Source organism: Pseudomonas sp. Z3-8, from assembly GCF_051131975.1.
Lineage (GTDB): Bacteria > Pseudomonadota > Gammaproteobacteria > Pseudomonadales > Pseudomonadaceae > Aquipseudomonas.
Genome location: NZ_CP071643.1, coordinates 2,280,675 through 2,300,561 on the forward strand (window position 1 = coordinate 2,280,675; position 19,887 = coordinate 2,300,561).

The 19,887-nt window shown below is 63.5% G+C and carries 19 protein-coding genes; 4 read left to right on the top strand and 15 right to left on the bottom strand.

Annotated features, from left to right (window positions below; all coding sequences use genetic code 11):
• Positions 1-4 precede the first annotated feature (4 nt).
• The 8 genes from J3P94_RS10645 to J3P94_RS10680 all read right to left on the bottom strand — a co-directional run bounded on the left by J3P94_RS10645 (position 5) and on the right by J3P94_RS10680 (position 8,292).
• Positions 5-1,348: a leucine-rich repeat-containing protein kinase family protein gene (locus tag J3P94_RS10645; RefSeq protein WP_434573206.1), complete on the bottom strand. Its 1,344-nt coding sequence runs from the start codon at positions 1,346-1,348 to the stop codon at positions 5-7.
• A gap of 257 nt (positions 1,349-1,605) precedes the next feature.
• Positions 1,606-2,667 (bottom strand): ABC transporter substrate-binding protein, encoded by a 1,062-nt coding sequence (locus tag J3P94_RS10650; RefSeq protein ID WP_434573208.1) that lies wholly within the window; start codon positions 2,665-2,667, stop codon positions 1,606-1,608.
• Between the two features lie 18 nt (positions 2,668-2,685).
• Positions 2,686-3,801 (bottom strand): NAD(P)/FAD-dependent oxidoreductase, encoded by a 1,116-nt coding sequence (locus tag J3P94_RS10655; protein ID WP_434573209.1) that lies wholly within the window; start codon positions 3,799-3,801, stop codon positions 2,686-2,688.
• Positions 3,798-5,153: an FAD-dependent oxidoreductase gene (locus J3P94_RS10660; RefSeq protein ID WP_434573211.1), complete on the bottom strand. Its 1,356-nt coding sequence runs from the start codon at positions 5,151-5,153 to the stop codon at positions 3,798-3,800. The genes J3P94_RS10655 and J3P94_RS10660 overlap by 4 nt, the downstream gene beginning before the upstream one ends.
• 148 nt (positions 5,154-5,301) lie before the next feature.
• The gene (locus J3P94_RS10665) at positions 5,302-5,592 is read right to left on the bottom strand and encodes a (2Fe-2S)-binding protein (protein WP_434573212.1); all 291 of its coding nucleotides are present in this window, start codon (positions 5,590-5,592) and stop codon (positions 5,302-5,304) included.
• Positions 5,593-5,599: 7 nt separating this feature from the next.
• Positions 5,600-6,394, bottom strand: coding sequence for an ABC transporter permease (locus tag J3P94_RS10670; protein WP_434573214.1), 795 nt, complete (start codon positions 6,392-6,394; stop codon positions 5,600-5,602).
• Between the two features lie 6 nt (positions 6,395-6,400).
• The gene (locus tag J3P94_RS10675) at positions 6,401-7,270 is read right to left on the bottom strand and encodes an ABC transporter permease (protein WP_434573215.1); all 870 of its coding nucleotides are present in this window, start codon (positions 7,268-7,270) and stop codon (positions 6,401-6,403) included.
• Positions 7,267-8,292: an ABC transporter ATP-binding protein gene (locus J3P94_RS10680; RefSeq protein ID WP_434573217.1), complete on the bottom strand. Its 1,026-nt coding sequence runs from the start codon at positions 8,290-8,292 to the stop codon at positions 7,267-7,269. Before J3P94_RS10680 ends, J3P94_RS10675 begins: the two co-directional genes overlap by 4 nt.
• A 245-nt stretch (positions 8,293-8,537) precedes the next feature.
• Here J3P94_RS10680 and J3P94_RS10685 point away from each other — a divergent pair, with 245 nt between their 5' ends.
• Complete coding sequence (locus J3P94_RS10685) at positions 8,538-9,374, top strand: IclR family transcriptional regulator (protein WP_434573218.1); 837 nt, start codon at positions 8,538-8,540, stop codon at positions 9,372-9,374.
• A gap of 131 nt (positions 9,375-9,505) precedes the next feature.
• On the opposite strand, the gene J3P94_RS10690 is transcribed toward J3P94_RS10685, so the two are convergent.
• Positions 9,506-10,258: an anti-sigma factor family protein gene (locus tag J3P94_RS10690; RefSeq protein ID WP_434573220.1), complete on the bottom strand. Its 753-nt coding sequence runs from the start codon at positions 10,256-10,258 to the stop codon at positions 9,506-9,508.
• Positions 10,255-10,761, bottom strand: a complete 507-nt coding sequence (locus J3P94_RS10695) for a sigma-70 family RNA polymerase sigma factor (RefSeq protein WP_434573222.1) — start codon at positions 10,759-10,761, stop codon at positions 10,255-10,257. Before J3P94_RS10695 ends, J3P94_RS10690 begins: the two co-directional genes overlap by 4 nt.
• Before the next feature lie 167 nt (positions 10,762-10,928).
• Here J3P94_RS10695 and J3P94_RS10700 point away from each other — a divergent pair, with 167 nt between their 5' ends.
• The gene (locus tag J3P94_RS10700) at positions 10,929-12,011 is read left to right on the top strand and encodes a catalase family peroxidase (RefSeq protein ID WP_434573224.1); all 1,083 of its coding nucleotides are present in this window, start codon (positions 10,929-10,931) and stop codon (positions 12,009-12,011) included.
• Entirely contained in the window at positions 12,008-12,544 is a 537-nt protein-coding gene (locus tag J3P94_RS10705) for a cytochrome b (protein ID WP_434573226.1), read from the top strand. The genes J3P94_RS10700 and J3P94_RS10705 overlap by 4 nt, the downstream gene beginning before the upstream one ends.
• A 163-nt stretch (positions 12,545-12,707) precedes the next feature.
• Here J3P94_RS10705 and J3P94_RS10710 read toward each other — a convergent pair whose 3' ends face one another.
• Positions 12,708-13,859, bottom strand: coding sequence for a M14 family metallopeptidase (locus J3P94_RS10710; RefSeq protein WP_434573227.1), 1,152 nt, complete (start codon positions 13,857-13,859; stop codon positions 12,708-12,710).
• 488 nt (positions 13,860-14,347) lie between these two features.
• Positions 14,348-14,689, bottom strand: coding sequence for a DUF6124 family protein (locus J3P94_RS10715; RefSeq protein WP_434573229.1), 342 nt, complete (start codon positions 14,687-14,689; stop codon positions 14,348-14,350).
• A gap of 129 nt (positions 14,690-14,818) precedes the next feature.
• Here J3P94_RS10715 and J3P94_RS10720 point away from each other — a divergent pair, with 129 nt between their 5' ends.
• Positions 14,819-15,466 carry a LexA family protein gene (locus J3P94_RS10720; protein ID WP_434573230.1) on the top strand — a complete coding sequence of 216 codons (648 nt, stop codon included), beginning with the start codon at positions 14,819-14,821 and terminating at the stop codon, positions 15,464-15,466.
• Between the two features lie 30 nt (positions 15,467-15,496).
• Here the strand turns inward: J3P94_RS10720 and J3P94_RS10725 are convergent, their stop codons facing one another.
• Genes J3P94_RS10725 through J3P94_RS10735 form a run of 3 tightly spaced genes read right to left on the bottom strand, consistent with a single transcriptional unit; the run spans position 15,497 to position 19,882 of the window.
• Entirely contained in the window at positions 15,497-17,446 is a 1,950-nt protein-coding gene (locus J3P94_RS10725; protein ID WP_434573231.1) for an acetyl/propionyl/methylcrotonyl-CoA carboxylase subunit alpha, read from the bottom strand.
• Positions 17,443-18,261, bottom strand: coding sequence for a gamma-carboxygeranoyl-CoA hydratase (locus J3P94_RS10730; RefSeq protein WP_434573233.1), 819 nt, complete (start codon positions 18,259-18,261; stop codon positions 17,443-17,445). The genes J3P94_RS10725 and J3P94_RS10730 overlap by 4 nt, the downstream gene beginning before the upstream one ends.
• Positions 18,262-18,274: 13 nt before the next feature.
• A complete protein-coding gene (locus J3P94_RS10735; protein WP_434573235.1) occupies positions 18,275-19,882 on the bottom strand; it encodes a carboxyl transferase domain-containing protein in 1,608 nt (535 codons plus the stop codon).
• Between the last annotated feature and the right edge of the window lie 5 nt (positions 19,883-19,887).

Consider the following 19,887-nt stretch of genomic DNA (forward strand, 5'->3'; position numbering starts at 1 on the left):
CGACTTACCTTGTGGTGAGGGAGGCAGCTCCCTCGCCGCGGTCGCCGAACAAGCCAGCTATCTCGTCAAATCCAGGCCGCGCCAGTACGTCCGGCTGACAGCAGCGCGTCTCCAGCTGTCGCAACCGCTCAAGCGTCTCATCCGCGAGCGCCGGCTCGATCCGCGCCAGCAACTCCCCCAGCAGAATCCCGAACGCCCGCACCTCGATGCGTTGCAGGGCGCGCGTTTGCGGCGCGTCAGCCGTGGCATGGAAAGACGCCGCGCCGAAGTCGCCGAGCAGGCAATCGCCCTGGTCGTTGCAGAGGATATTGTGGCCGTACAGATCCCCATGGGTGATGCCCTGGCGATGCAGGTGCGCCGCCACCGACGCAACGCCTTGGGCGATGCGCAAGGCCGCCGCTGCGCTCAGCCGCAGCTCGTCGTCGTAGACGTCGCGGGTGCAGGACGCCAGGCTCGGCAGCCCGGCCAGGTTGCGGTAATCGGGTCCGATCAGGGCCATCACCAGCCCGACCTGCTGCTCGGGATGACCGCTGACCTGGCCCAATACTTCGATCAGGTTCGGATGCTTGCCGGCTGTGATGCAGGCATGCATTTCATGCAGTGGCGAGCCATCGCTGGTCATCTGGCCTTTGTACAGCTTGACCGCGACGTTTCGCGCGGGGCGGCCCGGTGCTTGCCACAGCGCTTGATGAATCACCCCCGAAGCACCCTCGCCGAGAGTGTGTTGCAATCTCAGTTGCCGCCAGTCGACAGGCGTGGCGGCATGCAGCGCGGCGGCCTCGGCCTGGGCTTCCAAGGGATTCCCGGCGTAGGCCAGCCAACTGAGGCTCGGCAGCTCCAACAACCAGGACGGCAGTTCGGTCAGCTGATTGGCGGCGATGCGCAGCAATTCGAGGCGATGACACTGGGCGAGGCTCTCGGGCAGTTGCTGAAGACGATTGCCCGCCAGCATCAGCTTTTGCAGGTGCGGGCGATGGCCCAGTTCATTCGGCAACTGGCTGACGCGGTTATCGGTCAGGATCAGCCAGCGCAGCAGTGGCGGCAAAGCCTGCGCCGTCACATGCTCGATGCGGTTGGCCTTGAAGCCGATCATGGTCAACGCGCTGCAGCGTCCCAGGCATTCGGGCAATTCAGTGAAGCGGTTATCGGAGCAGAACAGCACGCGCAGGTGCGGCAGCCGATACAGGTCGTCGGGCAGCGTATCGAGCTGGTTGCCGCTCAGGTCGAGAATTTCGAGGGAGTCCGCCAGGTTGAAAATTTTCCGGGGAAACTCCGTCAGGCCGCACGAGAGCTTCAGTCGGGTAATGCCTGACAGCTGGCCGGTGCGCAGTTGGGTGAGGGTGTGCATGGGCGGGTTCGCATAGAGGCCATGAGGAGAGCGCAAATATCGAAATCAGCACCGAACCAGTGGCGAGGGAGCTTGCTCCCGCTGGGCTGCAGCGCAGCCCCAAAGCTGCAACTCCATCAACCTGACACACCGAGGTGCCAGATTCGGGGTCTGCTTCGCAGCCCAGCGGGAGCAAGCTCCCTAGCCACTGGGATCAAGCGTCGAGTTCGTTGGCGTTGTTGACCCGCATGATAAACAAAAAGACCGGCGCCTGTTGCCTAGCGCTCGATGCTGCGATTCCACCGCGCGTTCCAGGCCGGACGTTGCTCATTGACCTGGTCCCAATCCACCGCGATCGCGGTTTCCAGGTATTGCTTCATCGCTTGCACCTGGCCACGAGTCTTGTCAGTGGTCGGGGTGTTGGGGTTGGACGGGATCTGGTCGCCTTCCTCCAGGGCAATGGCCTGGGCTTCAGGCGTCAGCAGGAACGCGGCAAGTTTCTGCGCGAGTTCGGGTTCGCTGTTGTGGGCCACCGCGCATTCCGCGACGTTGAGCACCACTGCGCCTTCCTTCGGTTGTGCATACTCGACTGGCATGCCCTTGAGTTTCAAGGCGGTCACCTGGGTCGGCGTCAGCGGGAACAGCGCGGCTTCGTCGGTTTGCAGCATTTCGGAGATTTTCGCCGAGCTGGGAATGTACTCCAGCACGTTGCGTCCGATCATGTTCGGCCAGGCCTTGAAACCCGGTTCGACGTCGGTTTCGCTGCCGCCCTGGATCCGGTTGAACATCAGGAAACCGTGCAGGCCGAAGGTCGACGACGCCATGGACTGGAACACTACCTTGTCCTTGAACCGCGGGTCGGCCAGGTCCATCCACGAGGTGGGCGTGCTCCAGCCTTTTTCCTTGAACAGCCGCGCGTTGTACGCGAGCCCGGTGACTCCGAGGCTGACAGCTACGGCCTGGTCCTTGATCCGGCCCTTGGCCGGAATCTGCGCCAGGGGCGGGCTGTCTTCAAGCTTGTCGCACAGCCCCATGGCGATGGCGCGGTACATGATGCCGTCGTCGAGGAACATCACGTGCATCTGCGGGTTGCCCTTGCTGGCCTGGACCTTGGCGAGGATGTCGGCCGAGGTGCCCGGCACGATCACTACCTTGACGTTGTTGGCTTTCTCGAAGGCCGGCAGGACCTTGTCGGCATACAGCCGCTCCATGGTGCCGCCGTTCATGCCCAGGTAAAGCGTCGGCTCGGCCAACGCCTGGGTGACCGGGAGCAGGGCGCCCAGGCAAGCGGAACCCAGCGAGCAGAAACCGAACAGTGCACTGCGTTTGACGTTATTCATTGGCGCGACCTTCCTCTATCAAGCAACGGAGATGGAGTGGAACCGGGTGATGGAAAACGCATCCAGCGGCGTCGTTGATGCGCCGCAGCAGATGATCTCAGTGAGCGCCTGGCCCACCGCCGGGCCGATCTGGAAACCGGCGCCGGCAAAGCCGAACGCATGCAACAGACCGGACTGGGTACTGCTCGGGCCGATCACCGGTTGGCGATCGGGCAGGTAACCTTCGGTGCCGCTCCAGGTGCGAATCGCCTGGGCGCCCTCCAGGAACGGGTAGAGTTCGACGGCCTGGCGCAGGATCTCGATGACGGCGCTCTGGCCGGGGCGGGCGCGGGCGTCATCGAGGGCGAAACCCTGGCCGCCACCCAACACGCAATTGCCCCGGGCGACCTGGCGCGCATAAATGCCGCCGCCTTCCACGCCAGTGCTGGCGTCCATCACGACCGGCAGCGGCTCGGTGACCAGCATGGCCGGGTGTCCGGCGTGCATCGGTACGGCCTCGCCAAACTGCGCGGCGAACCGACTCGCCCAGGCCCCGGCGCAGTTCAGCAGCCATGGCGCGCGCAGTTCAAGGCCTGTCTCGGTGCGCACGACAAAGCGCTGGCCGTCGTGCGTCACCTGGTTGACCGGGCATTGTTCGTAAACCTTTGCGCCATGCCGGCGAGCCGCCTGGGCAAATGCCGGCGAGACCAGGCGCGGATTGGCGTGACCGTCGTCCGGGCACAGCGAAGCGCCGACCGCGACGTCGCCGACCCAGGGAAACCGCCTGCGCAGTTCATCGCGATCCAGCAATTGCAGATCCAGGCCGAAGCCATGACTGCTCGCGGCATAATCATGCAACGCACGCAGGTCATCGAGGCTGCGGGCCAGCTTCAGATGACCGCTACGCTGATACTCACCGTCGATGCCGATCAGTTGCGGCAATCGCGCCCAGAGCTCATGCGCGCGTTGCGACAACGGCAGTTGCGACAATGGCCGCCCCTGGCGCCGTACGCCGCCGTAATTCACGCCACTGGAATGCGAACCGCAGAAGTCCCGCTCCAGTAGCGCCACGCTCCGCCCGGCCTGGCTCAGGAACAACGCCGCCGAGGCGCCGACGATACCGCCGCCGATGACCAGCGCATCCACTTCGATCATGACTCGACCTCCAGGCCAAACGGGACCGGCTTGATCGGCGCCTGTGCCCGCAGACGGCCGATTTCCTGAACGTTGCGTCCACTTTTCCGAGCGATGATTTCCGCCGCCGCGGCACCGCACATCCGCCCCTGGCAGCGGCCCATGCCGACCCGGCAATGGGCCTTGACCCGGTTGATTTCCCAATGGCCTTCACCCACGATTTGCCGGATGTCACCGACGCTGACTTCTTCGCAGCGGCAAATCATCAGCCCATCAGCGGCGCGGTCCGCCCAGTCCTCGGGAAACGCAAAGGCGCGCTCCAGGCCTTGCCGGAAACGGCCGATGCGTTCGAGGGATTGTTCCAGCTGGGCGCAGCGTTGCGGGTCGACCTGGTAGCCGAGATCTTCGAGCAATGCCAGGGCTGCCCGTTCGCCGGCCATCTCGGCGGCATTGGCGCCCATGATCCCGGCGCCATCGCCGGCCAGGTAGACCCCTGGCGAGCTGCTGCGCCCGGCGCGGTCGCGCTGCGGCAACCAGGCTCGGTTGAGCGGGTTCCAGGCAAATTCACAACCGAGCAGGTCGGCCAGCTGGGTTTCGCTGCGCAAGCCGTGGGCGAAGGCCACCGCATCGCAATCGAGCCGGTGCTGGCCTTTTCCGTTTTGCCATGACAACGACTGCACCCGGCGTTCGCCGTCGATGCGCGAAAGGCTGGCGCCTTGCTGCACGGCGATGCCCTTGGCCGTCAGCCAGGCACGGTAATAGAGGCCTTTGGCGAGGGTGGCCGGTTGTGCGAGCAGGCCGGGCAGGGCGCGGGCCTGGGCGCTCAAGGGGGAGCTGTCGAGCACCGCGACGACATTGGCGCCGGCCTTGGCGTATTGGTACGCCACCAGATACAACAACGGCCCGCTGCCAGCGAACACCACTCGCTCGCCGATGGCGCAGCCCTGGAACTTCAAGGCGATCTGCGCCGCGCCCAGGCTGTATACCCCGGGCAGCGTCCAGCCAGGGACCGGCAGGATCCGGTCGGTGGCGCCCGTCGCGACGATCACGCTGGCATACGCCAGGCGCGCGGCGCGGCCTTCATGCAAGGTATCCAGCAGCCCGCCCTCGGCGTTCCACACCAGCGTGTCGGGGCGATAGTCGATCTGCTCGCGCAATTCATCCACGGTCTGGTGGAGGGCGCTGGCCTTGTGCGCTTCGAAGCCATAGAGCTGGGCCGGCGTGCGCGTGAAGTTGGCCGGCTGGCGCCGGTAGATCTGACCGCCGCCGCGTGCCGCCTCGTCCAGCAGGACCGGGTACACGCCATGGGCAACCAGGGTTTGCGCAGCGCGGATGCCGGCGGGGCCGGCACCGATGATGGCTATGGGGTTCATGGCCACCTCGCTGGCGATGCTTGGAGATCGGTGGAGTGGCTGATGCCGCCTTCGCGAGCAGGCTCGCTCCCACAATGGGGTTGTGATGATGCCGGCTCTTCTGTGGGAGCGAGCCTGCTCGCGAAGAGGCCGCGTCTGCCAAAGTCATTCATACCTTGCGCCCCGGTTCGCGGCTGATCTGCTGACCGGCTTCGAGCAGCGTCGAGCAGGCGCGCACGCGGCGGCCGTCGCCCAATCGGACCCAGCAATCCTGGCAGGCGCCCATCAGGCAGAAACCGGCCCGGGGCTCCGCGCTGAAGTCGCTGCCGCGCAAGTGCTCAGCGCAGGTCAGCACGGCGGTCAGCACGGTATCGCCGAGCAGACCGCTGGCAGGCAAGCCGTCGAGCGTGAAGTCCAGGGCCGGGCGATCGCGCTCGGCCAGTCGTTTCAGCAGAGCCATGGCGCCCTCATTGTTTGCCCACCAGGACCCGATCCAGGCCGTAGACCCGATCGAGCAGAATCATCGTCAATGCAGTCAGCCCGATAACCAGCGCCGACACCGCCGCCATCATCGGGTCGATGGATTCGGTGGCGTACACATACATGCGCACCGGCAGGGTTTGCGTGGCCGGCGAGGTGACGAAGATCGACAGCGTGACTTCATCGAAGCTGTTGATGAACGCCAGCAACCAGCCTCCGGCCACGCCCGGCAGAATCATCGGCAAGGTGATCTGCCGGAACAGGGTGAAGCGCCCCGCGCCCAGCGATTGCGCAGCCTGTTCGGCGCTGCGGTCCAGGCCGATGGCCGACGCCAGCACCAGGCGCAGCACATAGGGCGTGATCACCAGCACGTGGGCGAAGATCAGCCAGGTAAAACTGCCGTTCACGCCCATCAGCGCAAACAGGCGCAGTAACGCGACGCCCAGCACCAGGTGCGGAATGATGATCGGCGACAGGAACAGGCCGTTGAAAAAATCCCGGCCAGGAAACTCCAGCCGGGTGATTGCCAGCGCCGCCGGCACCGCGATCAATGTCGCCAGCGACGCCGCGCAGAACGCCAGGACCAGGCTGTTGTAGAACGCATCGACAAAATCCGCGCGCTCGAACACAGCACGGAACCAGCGCAGGGAAAACTCCGTGGTGGGCAGGCTCAGGGTGTTTTCCGGGGTGAAGGCCACCAGGCAGACCACCACCAGTGGCGCCAGCATGAACACCACGACCAGGGCGTGAAACAACAGGGCGAAAGGACCGTTCCTGGACATGAAGAATTACCCCAATGATTTCTTGTAGCGGCCTTCGATCATGCGGTTCCACGAGAGCATGATCAGCAGGTTGAGCAGCAGCAGCGCGACGGCAATGGCCGCGCCCATGGGCCAGTTGAGTTCCGACAGGTACTGGTCGTAGATCAGCGTGGCGACCATCTTCAAGCGACGCCCGCCGAGCAGGCCGGGTATTGCGAAAGAACTGGCGGCGAGGCCGAACACAATAAGGGTGCCGGACAGTACGCCGGGCATGATCTGCGGCAACACGACCTTGCGGATCACCGTAAACTGGCTCGCGCCCAGGGACAGGGCGGCCTGTTCGGCGGCCGGGTCGAGTTTTTGCAACGAGGTCCACACCGGAATGATCATGAACGGCAACATCACATGGACCAGGGCGATGACCACGGCAAACGGCGTGTAGAGCAGCTTCATCGGCGAGCCGCCAAGGGCCTGCAACGTCTGGTTGACCAGGCCGTCGGCGCCGAGCAGCAGGCTCCAGCCGAAGGCCCGCACCACCACTGAGATCAACAGCGGCGTGAGGATCAGAATCAGGAAAATCGAGCGCCAGGGCGCGCCCATGCGGCTGAGAATGTAGGCCTCGGGCACGCCGATCAGCACGCAGAGCACGGTGGTCAGGGCGCTGATCCACAACGTGCGCAGGAAGATTTCATAAAAGTACGGATCGCCCAGCAGGCTGGTGTAATGCTCGAACGTGTAGGCCTCGCTGTTGATGCCCGAGCCGTAGTCGAAGACGTTGAACGACAACACCAGCGTCAACCCGAGGGGAATGACCAGCAGGCTCAGGTACAAGGCCAGGGCCGGGGCCGACATCAGGTAACCCTGGCGGCCGCGCTTGATGGCATCGATCAGCTTCATGCCGACACCTCGTCCACGCTCAGCACCCGCAGCAGCGCCGGATCCCAGTCCAGGCCGACGGCGGTGCCTTCGGTCAGGGGCGCCGAGCCGTCGTTGCGGCGCACCACGCTGAGCTCGCCCAGGGTGGTGTTGACGCCGTACAGCCATTGACTGCCGAGGAAAAAACGGCTGGTGACAGTGCCTTGCAGCCGCCCCGCGCCGGCGGCGCACAGATCGATTTTCTCCGGGCGCAGGCTCAGGGTCAGCTCGCCTTGACCGGCGCCACAGACTTGCACGACGCCGGCGCTGTCCCGCTGGCCCGGGAGCAGGTTGGCTTTGCCGACAAAACCGGAAATGAACTCGGTGCGCGGGTGTTCATAAAGCGTGTAGGGCGCGTCGATCTGGGTGATCCGACCGGCCTGCATCACCACCACCCGGTCGCTGATCGACAGCGCCTCGGACTGGTCATGCGTCACCATCAACGTAGTGATGCCGACCTCGCGCTGGATGCGGCGGATCTCGAACTGCATCTCCTCGCGCAGGTTGGCGTCGAGGTTGGACAATGGTTCGTCGAGCAGCAGCACCGGCGGTTCGATCACCAGCGCCCGGGCCAAAGCCACGCGCTGGCGCTGGCCGCCGGAGAGTTCACGCGGGTAGCGCTCGGCGTGCTGGTCGAGGCGCACCAGCTTGAGTACCCGATCGACCCGTGTCTGCAATTCGGTGCTCGGCACTTTGCGCATACGCAAGCCGAAGGCAACGTTGTCCTTGACGGTCATGTGGGGGAACAGCGCGTAGCTCTGGAACACCACGCCCAGGCCCCGGCTGGCCGGCTTGGCGTGGGTGATGTCGCGACCGTCGAGGAGGATGCGCCCGCTGCTGGCTTCGACAAAGCCGGCGATCATTTGCAGGGTCGTGGTCTTGCCGCAACCTGAAGGCCCCAGCAGGGAGACGAACTCGCCTTTTTCCACCGAGAGGTTGGTGGCGACCACAGCATCGAGGTCGCCGTAACGTTTGCTCAAGTTTTCAAGTTGCACGAAAGCCATGACTGCGTTCCACCTGAGATTGTTATGCGTCGCCGCGAGGCGCGCTTTTTTGTATGGGCAGATACGAAAGGATGTCGCGGGGTGCGTTGGCGCTCGAGATCAAGTCGGCTGCCGCTGTTGTTCGAATCGCCCCTGTATGGACGCAGAGTAGGACGAAGAATAGGATGGGCTCAATGGACTATTTCACTGAGACGACGACTATTTTCAGTTTCGTCCGGTGAGTAAATTATCTGAAGAGAAATGACATGCCTGATTCCACTGAGCGGAATACAGAAAAAGGTGAAGTTGGGGTCGGCTCGGTCTCTCGGCTGTTCGCGGTGCTGCGCAGCCTGGGCGAGACCGTTGAAGGCGGTGAGCGCGTGACGCAACTGGCCCAGCGCATCGGCCTGTCCCAGCCGACCACGCACCGCTTGTTGCGTAACCTGATGGACGAGGGCATGGTCGAGCAGGATGCGCGCAGCAAACGCTATCGACTCAGCCTGGACTTCTTTGCCCTGGCTGCCCGCGCTGGCAATACCGGTAACCTGCGTGAACTGGCCAGGCCCGCCATGTTGCGGCTGTCGGCGTCGCTGGGGGATTCGCTGTTTCTGCTGGCGCGCTGCGGTTTCGATGCCATCTGCCTGGATCGCAGCGAGGGGCCGTTTCCGATTCGCACGTTCACCGGCGACATCGGCGGTCGCGTGGCACTGGGCGTGGGACAGGGCAGCCTGGCGATCCTGGCATTCCTGCCAGAGGAAGAGCGCGACACGGTGATCCATTACAACCTGCCGCGGCTCAAGGATTTTCATTTGTACGATGAAGTCTTCCTGCGCACCGAGGTCGAGAACGTGCGGACACTGGGCTACGCCGGACGCAACACCGGTGTGTTGCAAGGCATGGCCGGGGTCGCGGTGCCCATTCTCGATCGTGAAGGCCGGGCCGTCGCAGCGCTGAGCGTGGCGACCATCAGCGACCGGCTCGGGCCGGATCGCCTGCCGACGGTGGTGGAGATGCTCAAGCGCGAAGCCGCGGCGATCGGTCCGCGCATCAACCCGTTCGACCCGCTGCTACGCAGGCCTTCGCAGGTGTTCAGGCAGGGCTGAGTACAATCCCAGAACAGCCCATATCCTTTGTGGGAGCGAGCTTGCTCGCGATGACGGTGGGTCAGCCGAGATTATTTCCAACTGAACCACTGCCATCGCGAGCAAGCTCGCTCCCACAGGGGTTGGCGCTATTAAAAGTTCAAGGTTTGCTTGAGCTTCTGCGCCGCCGGCATATCACTCGGGATGACCATCGCATAGTTGTATCCCGGCCCGGACCAGTATTCGGCCTGCAATTCACCGTCGCGCCGGCTGCCACGGGGCAGCAGGTAGTTTTTCGGGCCAGGTGGGCGCACGTAGAAACTGATCTTCAGGCCGCTCGGGTCCTGATAGACCACCATCGCCGCGGCGCCTTGGTCAGTACTGAGCAATCGTCCGCTGACCGGCTTGAAGCCCGCCGCCGAGAGATCCGGCAGGCGGTCGGCCTGGGTGAAGTAGCGGTCGAGCCAGCCTTGCATGCTTTGCTCGTCGCCCGTCTGGTAGTCGGCGGGCAGGACGCCCTGCTGGGCAATCAAGCGGTAGGCCTGCAGCGCATCAGCCATGGGTGCTGCGGCGCTGAGCAGGGTCATCTGCCGTGCCTGCCATCCGCCAAATCCGCCGACCCCGACCGCCAGCACCAGCACCGCCGCACTGGCCAGCTGGCGTCGGGACCGATGCCTGAGGCGTTGCCGGATGATCGCCGGATCCAGGCCAGGGTTGTGTGATTGCTGCAGGGCCGCGCTCATGGCCGCGCGCAAATGCTGGGTGTCTTGCTGCCATCCGCGGACCCGCGCGGCGACATCGGGATGGCTGTCGAGGTAGATCTGCACCTGGCGTTGGTCGTCTTCGCTGAGCTGGCGATCGACATAGGCGTGCAGGTCGCTGTCGCTGGGGGGCATGCTGATCATTTGAGTATCCGCAGGGCAGGGCGGGCGATTTCGCCTTCGCTGAGTTGACGCAACGCTTGGCGCGCACGGGACAGACGCGACATCACGGTGCCCGTCGGCACGTCCAGGATGTCGGCCACTTGCTGGTAGCTCAAGCCTTCCACCGAGACCCATAACAGCAGCGCGCGTTGCTCGGTGGGCAGTTGATCGAAGGCCTGGAGTGACGATTGGGCGATGACACTGCGTTCGGCCGAAGGGTGCGCATCGTCGCGGCCGGTGAACAGTTCGAGCATCCGCGCATAACGTCGGGAGCGGCGATGGGCGTCGAGGAACTGCCGGTAGAGAATCGAAAACAGCCAGGCCCGCAGGTCGCCGTCCGGGCGCTTGTCGGTCCATTTCGACAAGGCCCGTTCCAGGCACGCCTGCACCAGGTCATCGGCATTGCTGGGGTTGCGAGTCAGCGACACGGCAAAACGTCGTAGCCGTGGGATGAGCAGGCGCAACTGGTCGTCGAGTTCGTTCATGGGCGGGCGGCTTCGTTGGGCAATCGCTGAGTTGGGACTGGAAAGACGACCCGGGAACGAGATTATTCCAGCGCAGGAAAATTAAATACGCGACGTGGGAATAAACCCGTCGGGCTTTCGTCTGACAGGTCCTTTTCACAGATGGCCGTGTGCCCTGGAGTCTGCAAATGGTTGACCCTTCTTCTGAATCGAGTCGGCCGCCGTTGAGCGCTGCCAGCCTGGCGTTGCGCCTGACCGGCATCGCCGCGGTCGTCGCGGCGCTGGCCGGGGCATTCGCTTACGTGAACGGTACCCTGGACCCGCAACGGCTGACGCCCAAGGCCTTGGTCAACGTGCTGGAAACCAATAACGGGGTTCATCCGGGTTTTCGGCGCAATCACTCCAAAGGTGTCTGTGTTGCGGGCTATTTTGAGAACAGCGGCGAGGCGCGAGCCTACTCCAGCGCGCAGGTGTTCAACGATGCGCGGACGCCGGTGGTGGGCCGTTTTGCACTGCCCAGCGGCAACCCCTACGCACCCGATGGCAGCGTGCCGATCCGCAGCCTGGCGTTGCGTTTTACCCAGTCCGATGGCCAGCAATGGCGCACGGGCATGAACAGCATGCCGGTTTTCCCGGTGGGGACGCCCGAGGCGTTCTTCCAGCTCCAACAGGCCCAGTCGCCGGATCCGGCCACGGGTAAACCGAACCCCGCGGCGGTGCCGGCATTTTTTGCCGCGCATCCCGAGGCGATGCCGTTCCTGCAATGGATCAAGACCGCAAAACCGTCGGCCAGCTATGCCACCGAAACTTATAACGGGATTAACGCGTTCTATCTGGTGAACCCCTCGGGGGAGCGCCAGGCGGTGCGCTGGGCGGTAGTACCAACGCGCCAGGACGCGGCTCAGACCACGCCGCCCCAAGGCGCTGACTTCCTTGAGCAGGACCTGACGAAACGCCTGGCTGCCGGGCCACTGCGCTGGCAGCTGAACATTACCCTGGCCAATCCGGGCGACCCGGTCAACGACGCCAGCAAGGCCTGGCCCGGCGACCGCAAGGTGCTCAACGCCGGTACCCTGGTACTGGAGCGCGCCCAGGCGCAGGACAACGGGGATTGCCGCGACATCAACTATGACCCGCTGATCCTGCCCAGTGGCATCGAAGGCTCGGATGATCCGCTGCTGGCCGCCCGCTCGGCAGCCTATGCCAGTTCCTATCTGCGGCGCACCAGCGAAGTCAGCCAATTGCCCGCTACCCAGGAGTCCCGTCAATGAACGCCCCTCGACACTTCGCACCGCTGGCCCGGCTGCTGCACTGGCTGATGGCCCTGATGATCATCGCCATGCTGTTTATCGGCGCAGGCATGGTCGCCTCGGTGTCCGAGCGCCACGAATGGCTGCTCCAGCTGCACAAACCTCTGGGCATCGCGATTCTGTTGCTGGTGATCGTGCGCCTGGTGGTGCGCTTCACTCGCCGTACGCCGCCGCTGCCAGCCGATCTGCCGGGGTGGCAGGTATTGGCGGCCAAGGCCTCGCATGTCTTGCTGTACGCCTTGATGCTGATCCTGCCGCTGTTGGGCTGGAGCATGATTTCGGCAGCAGGCGACCCGGTGATGCTTAGCGAATCGCTGCGGTTGCCCTCCATCCTGCCAGCGGATGCCCAGACTTTTGCGTGGCTGCGCAAGGCCCATGGCTACCTGGCCTATCTGTTGTTCCTGACCGTGCTGGTGCATCTGGCGGCGGCGCTGTTCCATGGGTGGGTGCGCCGGGATGAGGTGTTGGGCAGCATGTTGCGCGGCAAGGACTGACGCATAACCCGTGGCGAGGGAGCTTGCTCCCGCTCGGCGGCGCAGCCGTCGTAAAACCGGCTGACGCGATATGTCTGAAAAACTGCATCGAGCCATTCGGGGTGGCTACGCCACCCAGCGGGAGCAAGCTCCCTCGCCACGGGGAGCGGGGCGCCGGGGAATCTCAGCGCAATTCGTCGATGATGTCCTCGACCGTGCTCAGCACGTCCTTGCCCAGTTGCATTGAGCGTTTGCCGGACCAGCCCGTGCGTGGGTTCGGGTGGTCGTCGTGGTCCTTGAACGGCATTTCCAGGGTCAGGGACAGGCAATCATATTTCTGGCCAACGGCGTTGCAGGCCAAGGTCATGTTGGCCTGGCCCGGTTCGTCGCGGGTGTAGCCATGGGCGGTCTGGAAGTCCTTGGTCTGGTGCTTGAGGTGGCTGCGAAAGCGCTCTTCGAGTCCGGCGATGCGTGGCGTATAACCAGGGTTGCCTTCGCAACCGGCGGTGAAGACATGGGGTATCTCTTCGTCACCATGGACATCAAGGAACAGATCGACGCCGTACTTTTCCATCTGCTGCTGTACGAAATAGACCTCGGGGCTGATTTGCGGACTGGCGCTCTGCCAGGCCCGGTTGAGGTCCTGGCCCATCGCGTTGGTGCGCAGGTGCCCGTGGAACGCGCCATCCGGATTCATGTTCGGCACCAGGTACAGATCGGCCTTGGCGAGCAAACGGTTCAGCTGGGCGTCGTCCTGGTGCTGGAGACGTTCGATTACTCCCTCCATGAACCACTCGGCCATATGCTCGCCGGGGTGCTGCTGCGCAATGATCCAGATCTTGCGTCGGCCCTCGGCACCGCTGCCTTTGCGCAGCAATTGAATATCACGGCCCTCGACGCTTTTGCCGGTCGCCAGCAGTTCGGTACCGGCCTTGTGCTGCGCCTGTTCGATCAGCCAGTCGTGACGGCCGCGGCTGTAGGGTTCGAAATAGGCAAACCAGGCGTGGGGCTGTTCGGCTTCCAGATGAAAGCGCAGGGCATCGCCCTCGTATTGCGTAGGAATACGGAACCAGTTGACGTGATCGTAGGACGCTACGGCTTGGTAGCCTGTCCACGCCTTGTTGTAGGACGATTGGCTGGCGTTGAGCAGGCGGAAGGAATATTCCTGGCCGACGTGCAGGCCACTGGCCTTGAAATGAAACCATTGGAAATGCGCGCTACGGGTGTCTGGCCTGATTTTCAGCAGCGACTGCAACGGGTTGCTGATGTCCACGACGTCAATATTGCCACTGTCGAAGTTGGCGCTGATATCAAAGGAAGATTTAGCCACGGTCACGGTTCCGGTAGAGGATCTTGTGGCCGTTACTTTACACGCAGGACGGGCGAACCGGGACGATTAGCGCCATGAAAAGAAGGGGGCGCCCTCCCTGGACGCAGAAGCAGATTAGACAGTCGCTGAATGATTCTCAAGTGCTGCCTGTCGTTCATTCACTCTGTTGCAGCGCAGATGCTTTGGCGAGCGAAGTGCGTTTGCTATCATCGCCGTCATCGAATCAGCAGCATCCAAAGACTTCATTAGCCTGAAGCCATAAGCCGAAAAATCGGCAAAAAAAGACCCGGCAAAAAGCCGGGTCAAAAACCGTGATTAGCCTGATGAGGAGATATTCCAGAGGTCCGACCTAAGGTCCTCTGGGCTATCGACTGATCTCGCGACCAGCTGATGCAATAATAATCATTATCATTTGCAAGTCAAATGTTTTTATTGCCTCAATTGGAAATTATTTCTCGTGGCCCGCGTTCGCGGCGTCATTTCAAGCGTTGCGACTAGCGTGCCGGGTAGCCGTCCAGGGTCCGGTCGAGCATGACCTTGACCAGGTCGATCATATGCACCACCGAAAACGCCAGGTCACGACTCGGGCCGTTCAATCGGCTGGCGGATTCGTGGGCGGTAGCGGCTGCACAACGTAGCAGGTCGCAAGCATGAACCAGGGCTTCCTCCCCACTGATGTTTCGGTTGACGTCGAAGAAGCGATGTTCCGCCGGGTTGTCGGCAATATCCGGTTTCAGGTAGTGGTCCAGGGCGCGTTTGGCCGCCGGGCAATCCTGAAGCGACGAAAATGGGTTGTTCGAGGGGGCTGCGGGCTCATCGTTGTTGGGCTTGTCCATGACGTCGAGTTTCTCCGTGCGGGTTTGGAAATCCTGATCCCAGCTTAGTACTCGGCGTAATTGTGACGATAATTTAAATACTACAACTTGTGTTTTGCTGGACGGCGTCAGCCACGTATCGTGCCGCTCATGGATAAATGGATAGAGTTGGTCAAGGCCAGGATGAAGGAGCAGCACATCACGCAAGTGGTGCTCGCAGAGCGTCTGGGGATGTCTCAGGGTGGAGTCGGCCATTGGCTGACCAAGCGCCGACAACCCAGTCTTGGAGACATGAACCGGGTGCTGCAGGAGCTGGGGCTGGAGTTCCTCGAGGTGGCAATGGTGATCCGCGAGCCGGACACTTCCACCGACGAGGGGATGGCCCTGGCGCAGAAGTACAACCCGTACTTTCGCTACCCGGTCAGTGACTGGCGCGACATCGGTCTCGTTCGCGAAGAGAATGTCGCGGACTACGGCCAGCCGCGCTATGAGCTGACGGATTACCATGCTCGGGGCGACGCGTTCTGGCTGGTGGTGATGGGGGATGCGATGACGGCGCCAAGCGGCTTGAGCATTCCCGAGGGCATGTCGATCCTGGTGGATCCGGCGATCGAAGCGGTGCCCGGCAAACTGGTGATTGCCCGATTGCCAGGCAGCAGCGAAGCGACTTTCCGCAAGCTGATGGAAGAGAGCGGGCAGCGTTACCTGGTTCCGCTCAATCCGACTTATCCGAAAACCCTGTTTACCGACCAATGCCGCATCATCGGCGTGGTCGTACAGGCAACCATCAGATTCTGACTGGATCGGCCCGGAAACCGGGCCGAATGTCTATTCTTCCAGTTCCACCAGCGCGCTGCCCTCGCTGACCATCTCTCCCTCCTGGCAATACACCGCCTTGATCACGCCAGCCTTGGGCGCGCGGATGCTGTGCTCCATTTTCATCGCCTCCAGCACCACCAGTTGCGCGCCGGCTTCCACCGCCTGGCCAGCGCTCACCAGCACCCGAACGATGCTTCCATTCATGGGGGCGACCAGGCCGCCCTGCTGGCTGTGGCTGGCCTCGGCCGCCGCCAGCGGGTCGTAGGAGTCGACTCGATACAGATCGCCCTTCCATTGCAAGTAGAGACTGTCGCCGTGCCGAATGACTCGATGTTCGCGGCGCACACCGTTGTGCTCGATGATCAAGTGCTCGCCCCTGAGCTCGGCGCCGCGACCAGCAACATCCAGCGTCACGGCGCGGTCCTGGCCATCGCAACTCAGGTGCAGGGTGATTTCCGCTGGCAGCCCCAGGCGCAGCCCGGCGGTAGCGGCCCATGGCGAGTTGCTGTCATCGGCGCGGACACGTGGCGTCAGGTTCAAGGCGAAACCCTGGGCCGCAGCGCGCCAGAAATCGTCGTCCAGTTCGCCCGGCTCCGGCAACAATTGCGCCTGGTAACGCGGGATGAAACCGGTGTCCAGTTCCGCCGCCGCGAAGGCGGGGTGAGCGATGATACGGCGGAGAAAACCGATGTTGGTTTTCAGCCCGCCAATGGCGAACTCGTCGAGCATGGACAACAACCGCAAACGTGCCTGTTCACGGTTTTCCCCCCAGGCAATCAACTTGCCGAGCATCGGGTCGTAGAAGGGCGAGATCTCATCGCCTTCGTCAACACCACTGTCTACCCGGCGACCTGGGCCTTCGGCCGACTCGCGATACAGCGACAAGCGCCCCGTGGCGGGAAGAAAATCATTGGCCGGATCTTCGGCGTACAGACGTACTTCGATGGCGTGACCCAGCAGCGGCACCTGCTCCTGGGTGATCGGCAATGGCTCGCCCTGGGCGACGCGGATTTGCCAGGCCACCAGGTCGAGCCCGGTAATCGCTTCGGTCACCGGATGCTCGACCTGCAGCCGGGTATTCATTTCCATGAAGAAGAATTCGCCTCGCGAATCCAGCAGAAACTCCACCGTACCCGCGCCGACATAGCCGATCGCCTTGGCCGCCCGTACGGCGGCTTCGCCCATCGCCCGGCGCAATTCCTGGCTCAGGCCCGGCGCCGGTGCCTCCTCCACGACCTTCTGATGGCGACGCTGGATCGAGCAGTCGCGTTCGTTGAGATACAGGCAGTTGCCGTGCCGGTCGGCGAACACCTGGATTTCCACGTGGCGTGGCTTGAGCAGGTATTTTTCCACCAGCATTCGCGCATCGCTGAACGAGGACTGCGCCTCGCGCTGCGCGGAGGCCAATGCCTCGGCCAGTTGGCTGACCTCCTCGACGACCTTCATGCCCTTGCCGCCGCCGCCTGCCGTGGCCTTGAGCAGCACCGGATAACCGATGCGCTCGGCGGCGGCGCGGAACGTCTCCAGATCCTGGGCTTCACCGTGATAGCCGGGTACCAGCGGCACGCCGGCGGTTTCCATCAAGGCCTTGGCGGCGGACTTGCTGCCCATGGCTTCGATGGCCGAGGCGGGTGGGCCGAGAAAGATCAACCCGGCATTTTCGATGGCCCTGGCGAACCCGGCATTCTCGGAAAGAAAACCGTAGCCTGGGTGGATAGCCTGGGCGCCACTGGCTTGCGCCGCAGCGATCAGTTTGTCGATTTGCAAATAGCTGTCGGCGGCCTTGCTGCCGCCCAGATCGACACGCACGTCGGCTTCCCGGCTATGACGCGCGTCACGGTCGGTGGCGCTGTGCACCGCAACGGTGGTCAGGCCCATGGCCTTGGCCGTGCGCATGACGCGGCAGGCGATTTCGCCGCGGTTGGCGACCAACAGGGTAGTGAGGGCAGGGGCGCTCATCGACGCGGCTCCTTGTGGTTGGACTCGGCTTGCCAGCTCGGCGGTCGTTTTTGCAGGAACGCCCGCAGGCCTTCCTGGCCTTCGGGGCTGACCCGTATCCGCGCGATGGCATTTTCGGTGTAGCGCCGCAACGCCGGGGTCAACGCACCGTTGCCGACTTCGCGCAGCAGTTCCTTGCTGGCGCGCATGGCCGCCGGACTGTTGAGCAGCAGGTTGTCGATCCACTTGCCGAGCTGATCATCCAGGGTCTCGGCCGGGTAACTGTCCGCCAGCAAACCGATTTCCTTCGCCCGTTGCCCACCGAAACGTTCAGCCGTCAGGGCGTAACGCCGTGCCGCCCGTTCGCCGATGGCCTGCACCACGAATGGGCTGATCACGGCCGGCGCCAGGCCGATGCGTACTTCGGACAGGCAGAACTGCGCATCATCGGCACCGATGGCCATGTCACAGGCGTTGATCAAACCCAGCGCGCCGCCGAATGCCGCGCCCTGGACAACGGCGAGTGTCGGGATCTTCAGCTTGGCCAGGTTGTACATCAGCTCCGCCAGTTCCCGAGCGTCGTCGAGGTTGGTGTGGTAATCGAGTTCGGCCGATTGCTGCATCCAGGCCAGGTCGGCGCCGGCGCTGAAGTGTTTGCCACGACCACGGATCAGCAGGAAACGCAGGGTCGGATCGCTGCCGACCTGGTCCAGGGCGAGGATCAGCTCGCGGATCATCTCGGCGTTGAACGCGTTGTTTTTCGACTCGCGGTCGAGCCACAAGGTGGCGAAGCCGCGCGGGTCCATCTGCAATTGGAGCGTGTTGTAATGATTCATGGGCGTTCCCCGGTTACATCCTGAACACGCCGAAGCGGCTCGGTTCGATGGGCGCGTTCAGCGACGCGGACAAGGCCAGGCCCAGCACATCGCGCGTCTGTGCCGGGTCAATGACGCCGTCATCCCACAGCCGCGCGCTGGAATAGTAGGGATGTCCCTGTTCTTCGTACTGGTCGAGGATCGGTTGCTTGATCTCGGCCTCCTGAACTGCGCTGAACGGCTGGCCGCTGCGTTCGGCCTGTTCGCGTTTGACCTGCACCAGCACGCCGGCCGCCTGTTCGGCGCCCATCACGCCAATCCGCGCATTCGGCCACATCCACAAAAAGCGCGGGTCATAGGCGCGGCCGCACATGCCGTAGTTACCGGCGCCGAAACTGCCGCCGATGATCACGGTGAATTTCGGCACTCGGGCGCAGGCCACCGCGGTCACCAGTTTTGCGCCGTGCTTGGCGATGCCGCCGGCTTCGTATTTCTGACCGACCATGAAGCCGGTGATGTTCTGCAGGAACAACAGCGGTATGCCGCGCTGGCAGGCCAGTTCGATGAAGTGCGCGCCTTTTTGTGCGGCCTCGGCGAACAGGATGCCGTTGTTGGCCAGGATGGCGACCGGGTAACCGTGCAAGTGGGCGAAACCGCACACCAGGGTCGTTCCGAACAGGGCTTTGAACTCGTCGAACACCGAGCCGTCCACCAGACGTGCGATCACTTCCCGCACGTCGAATGGCTGCTTCGCGTCGGCCGAGACCACGCCGTACAGCTCCTCACTCGAATACAGCGGGGCGATGGGCGCGCGTTGCTGCACATCACCGAGCTTGCGCCAGTTGAGGTTGGCCACGCTGCGACGGGCCAGGGCCAGGGCGTGTTCATCGCTGTCGGCGTAATGGTCGGCGACACCGGAAATCTTGCAGTGCACGTCGGCGCCGCCCAGGTCCTCGGCACTGACCACCTCTCCAGTCGCCGCTTTTACCAAGGGCGGGCCGGCGAGGAAAATCGTTGCCTGCTGGCGGACCATGATCGCCTCGTCCGCCATCGCCGGCACGTACGCGCCGCCAGCGGTGCAGGAGCCCATGACCACGGCAATTTGCGGGATGCCCTGGGCACTCATGTTGGCCTGGTTGAAGAAGATCCGGCCAAAATGCTCACGGTCGGGGAACACCTCGTCCTGTCGCGGCAGGTTGGCACCGCCGGAATCCACCAGGTAGATGCAGGGCAGGCGGTTCTGTTGGGCGATGGTCTGGGCGCGCAGGTGTTTTTTCACCGTCAGCGGGTAATACGAACCACCTTTGACGGTCGCGTCGTTGGCGACAATCATGCATTCGACGCCTTCCACGCGGCCGATCCCGGCGATCACGCCGGCGGCCGGAACGTCTTCGCCGTACACCTCGTAAGCCGCCAGCGGACTGATCTCCAGGAACGGCGAACCCGGGTCGAGCAAGCGATTGATGCGTTCCCTGGGCAACAATTTGCCCCGTGAGGTATGCCGTTCCTGGGCCTTGGCTCCGCCGCCTTGCTGGACGTGGGCGAGCAAGGTACGCAGGGCCTCGACCTGGCCGAGCATCGCGTCGCGGTTGGCGCTGAATTCCGGTGAGCGTGGGTTGAGCTGAGTGTGCAGCGTGGCCATGGTCA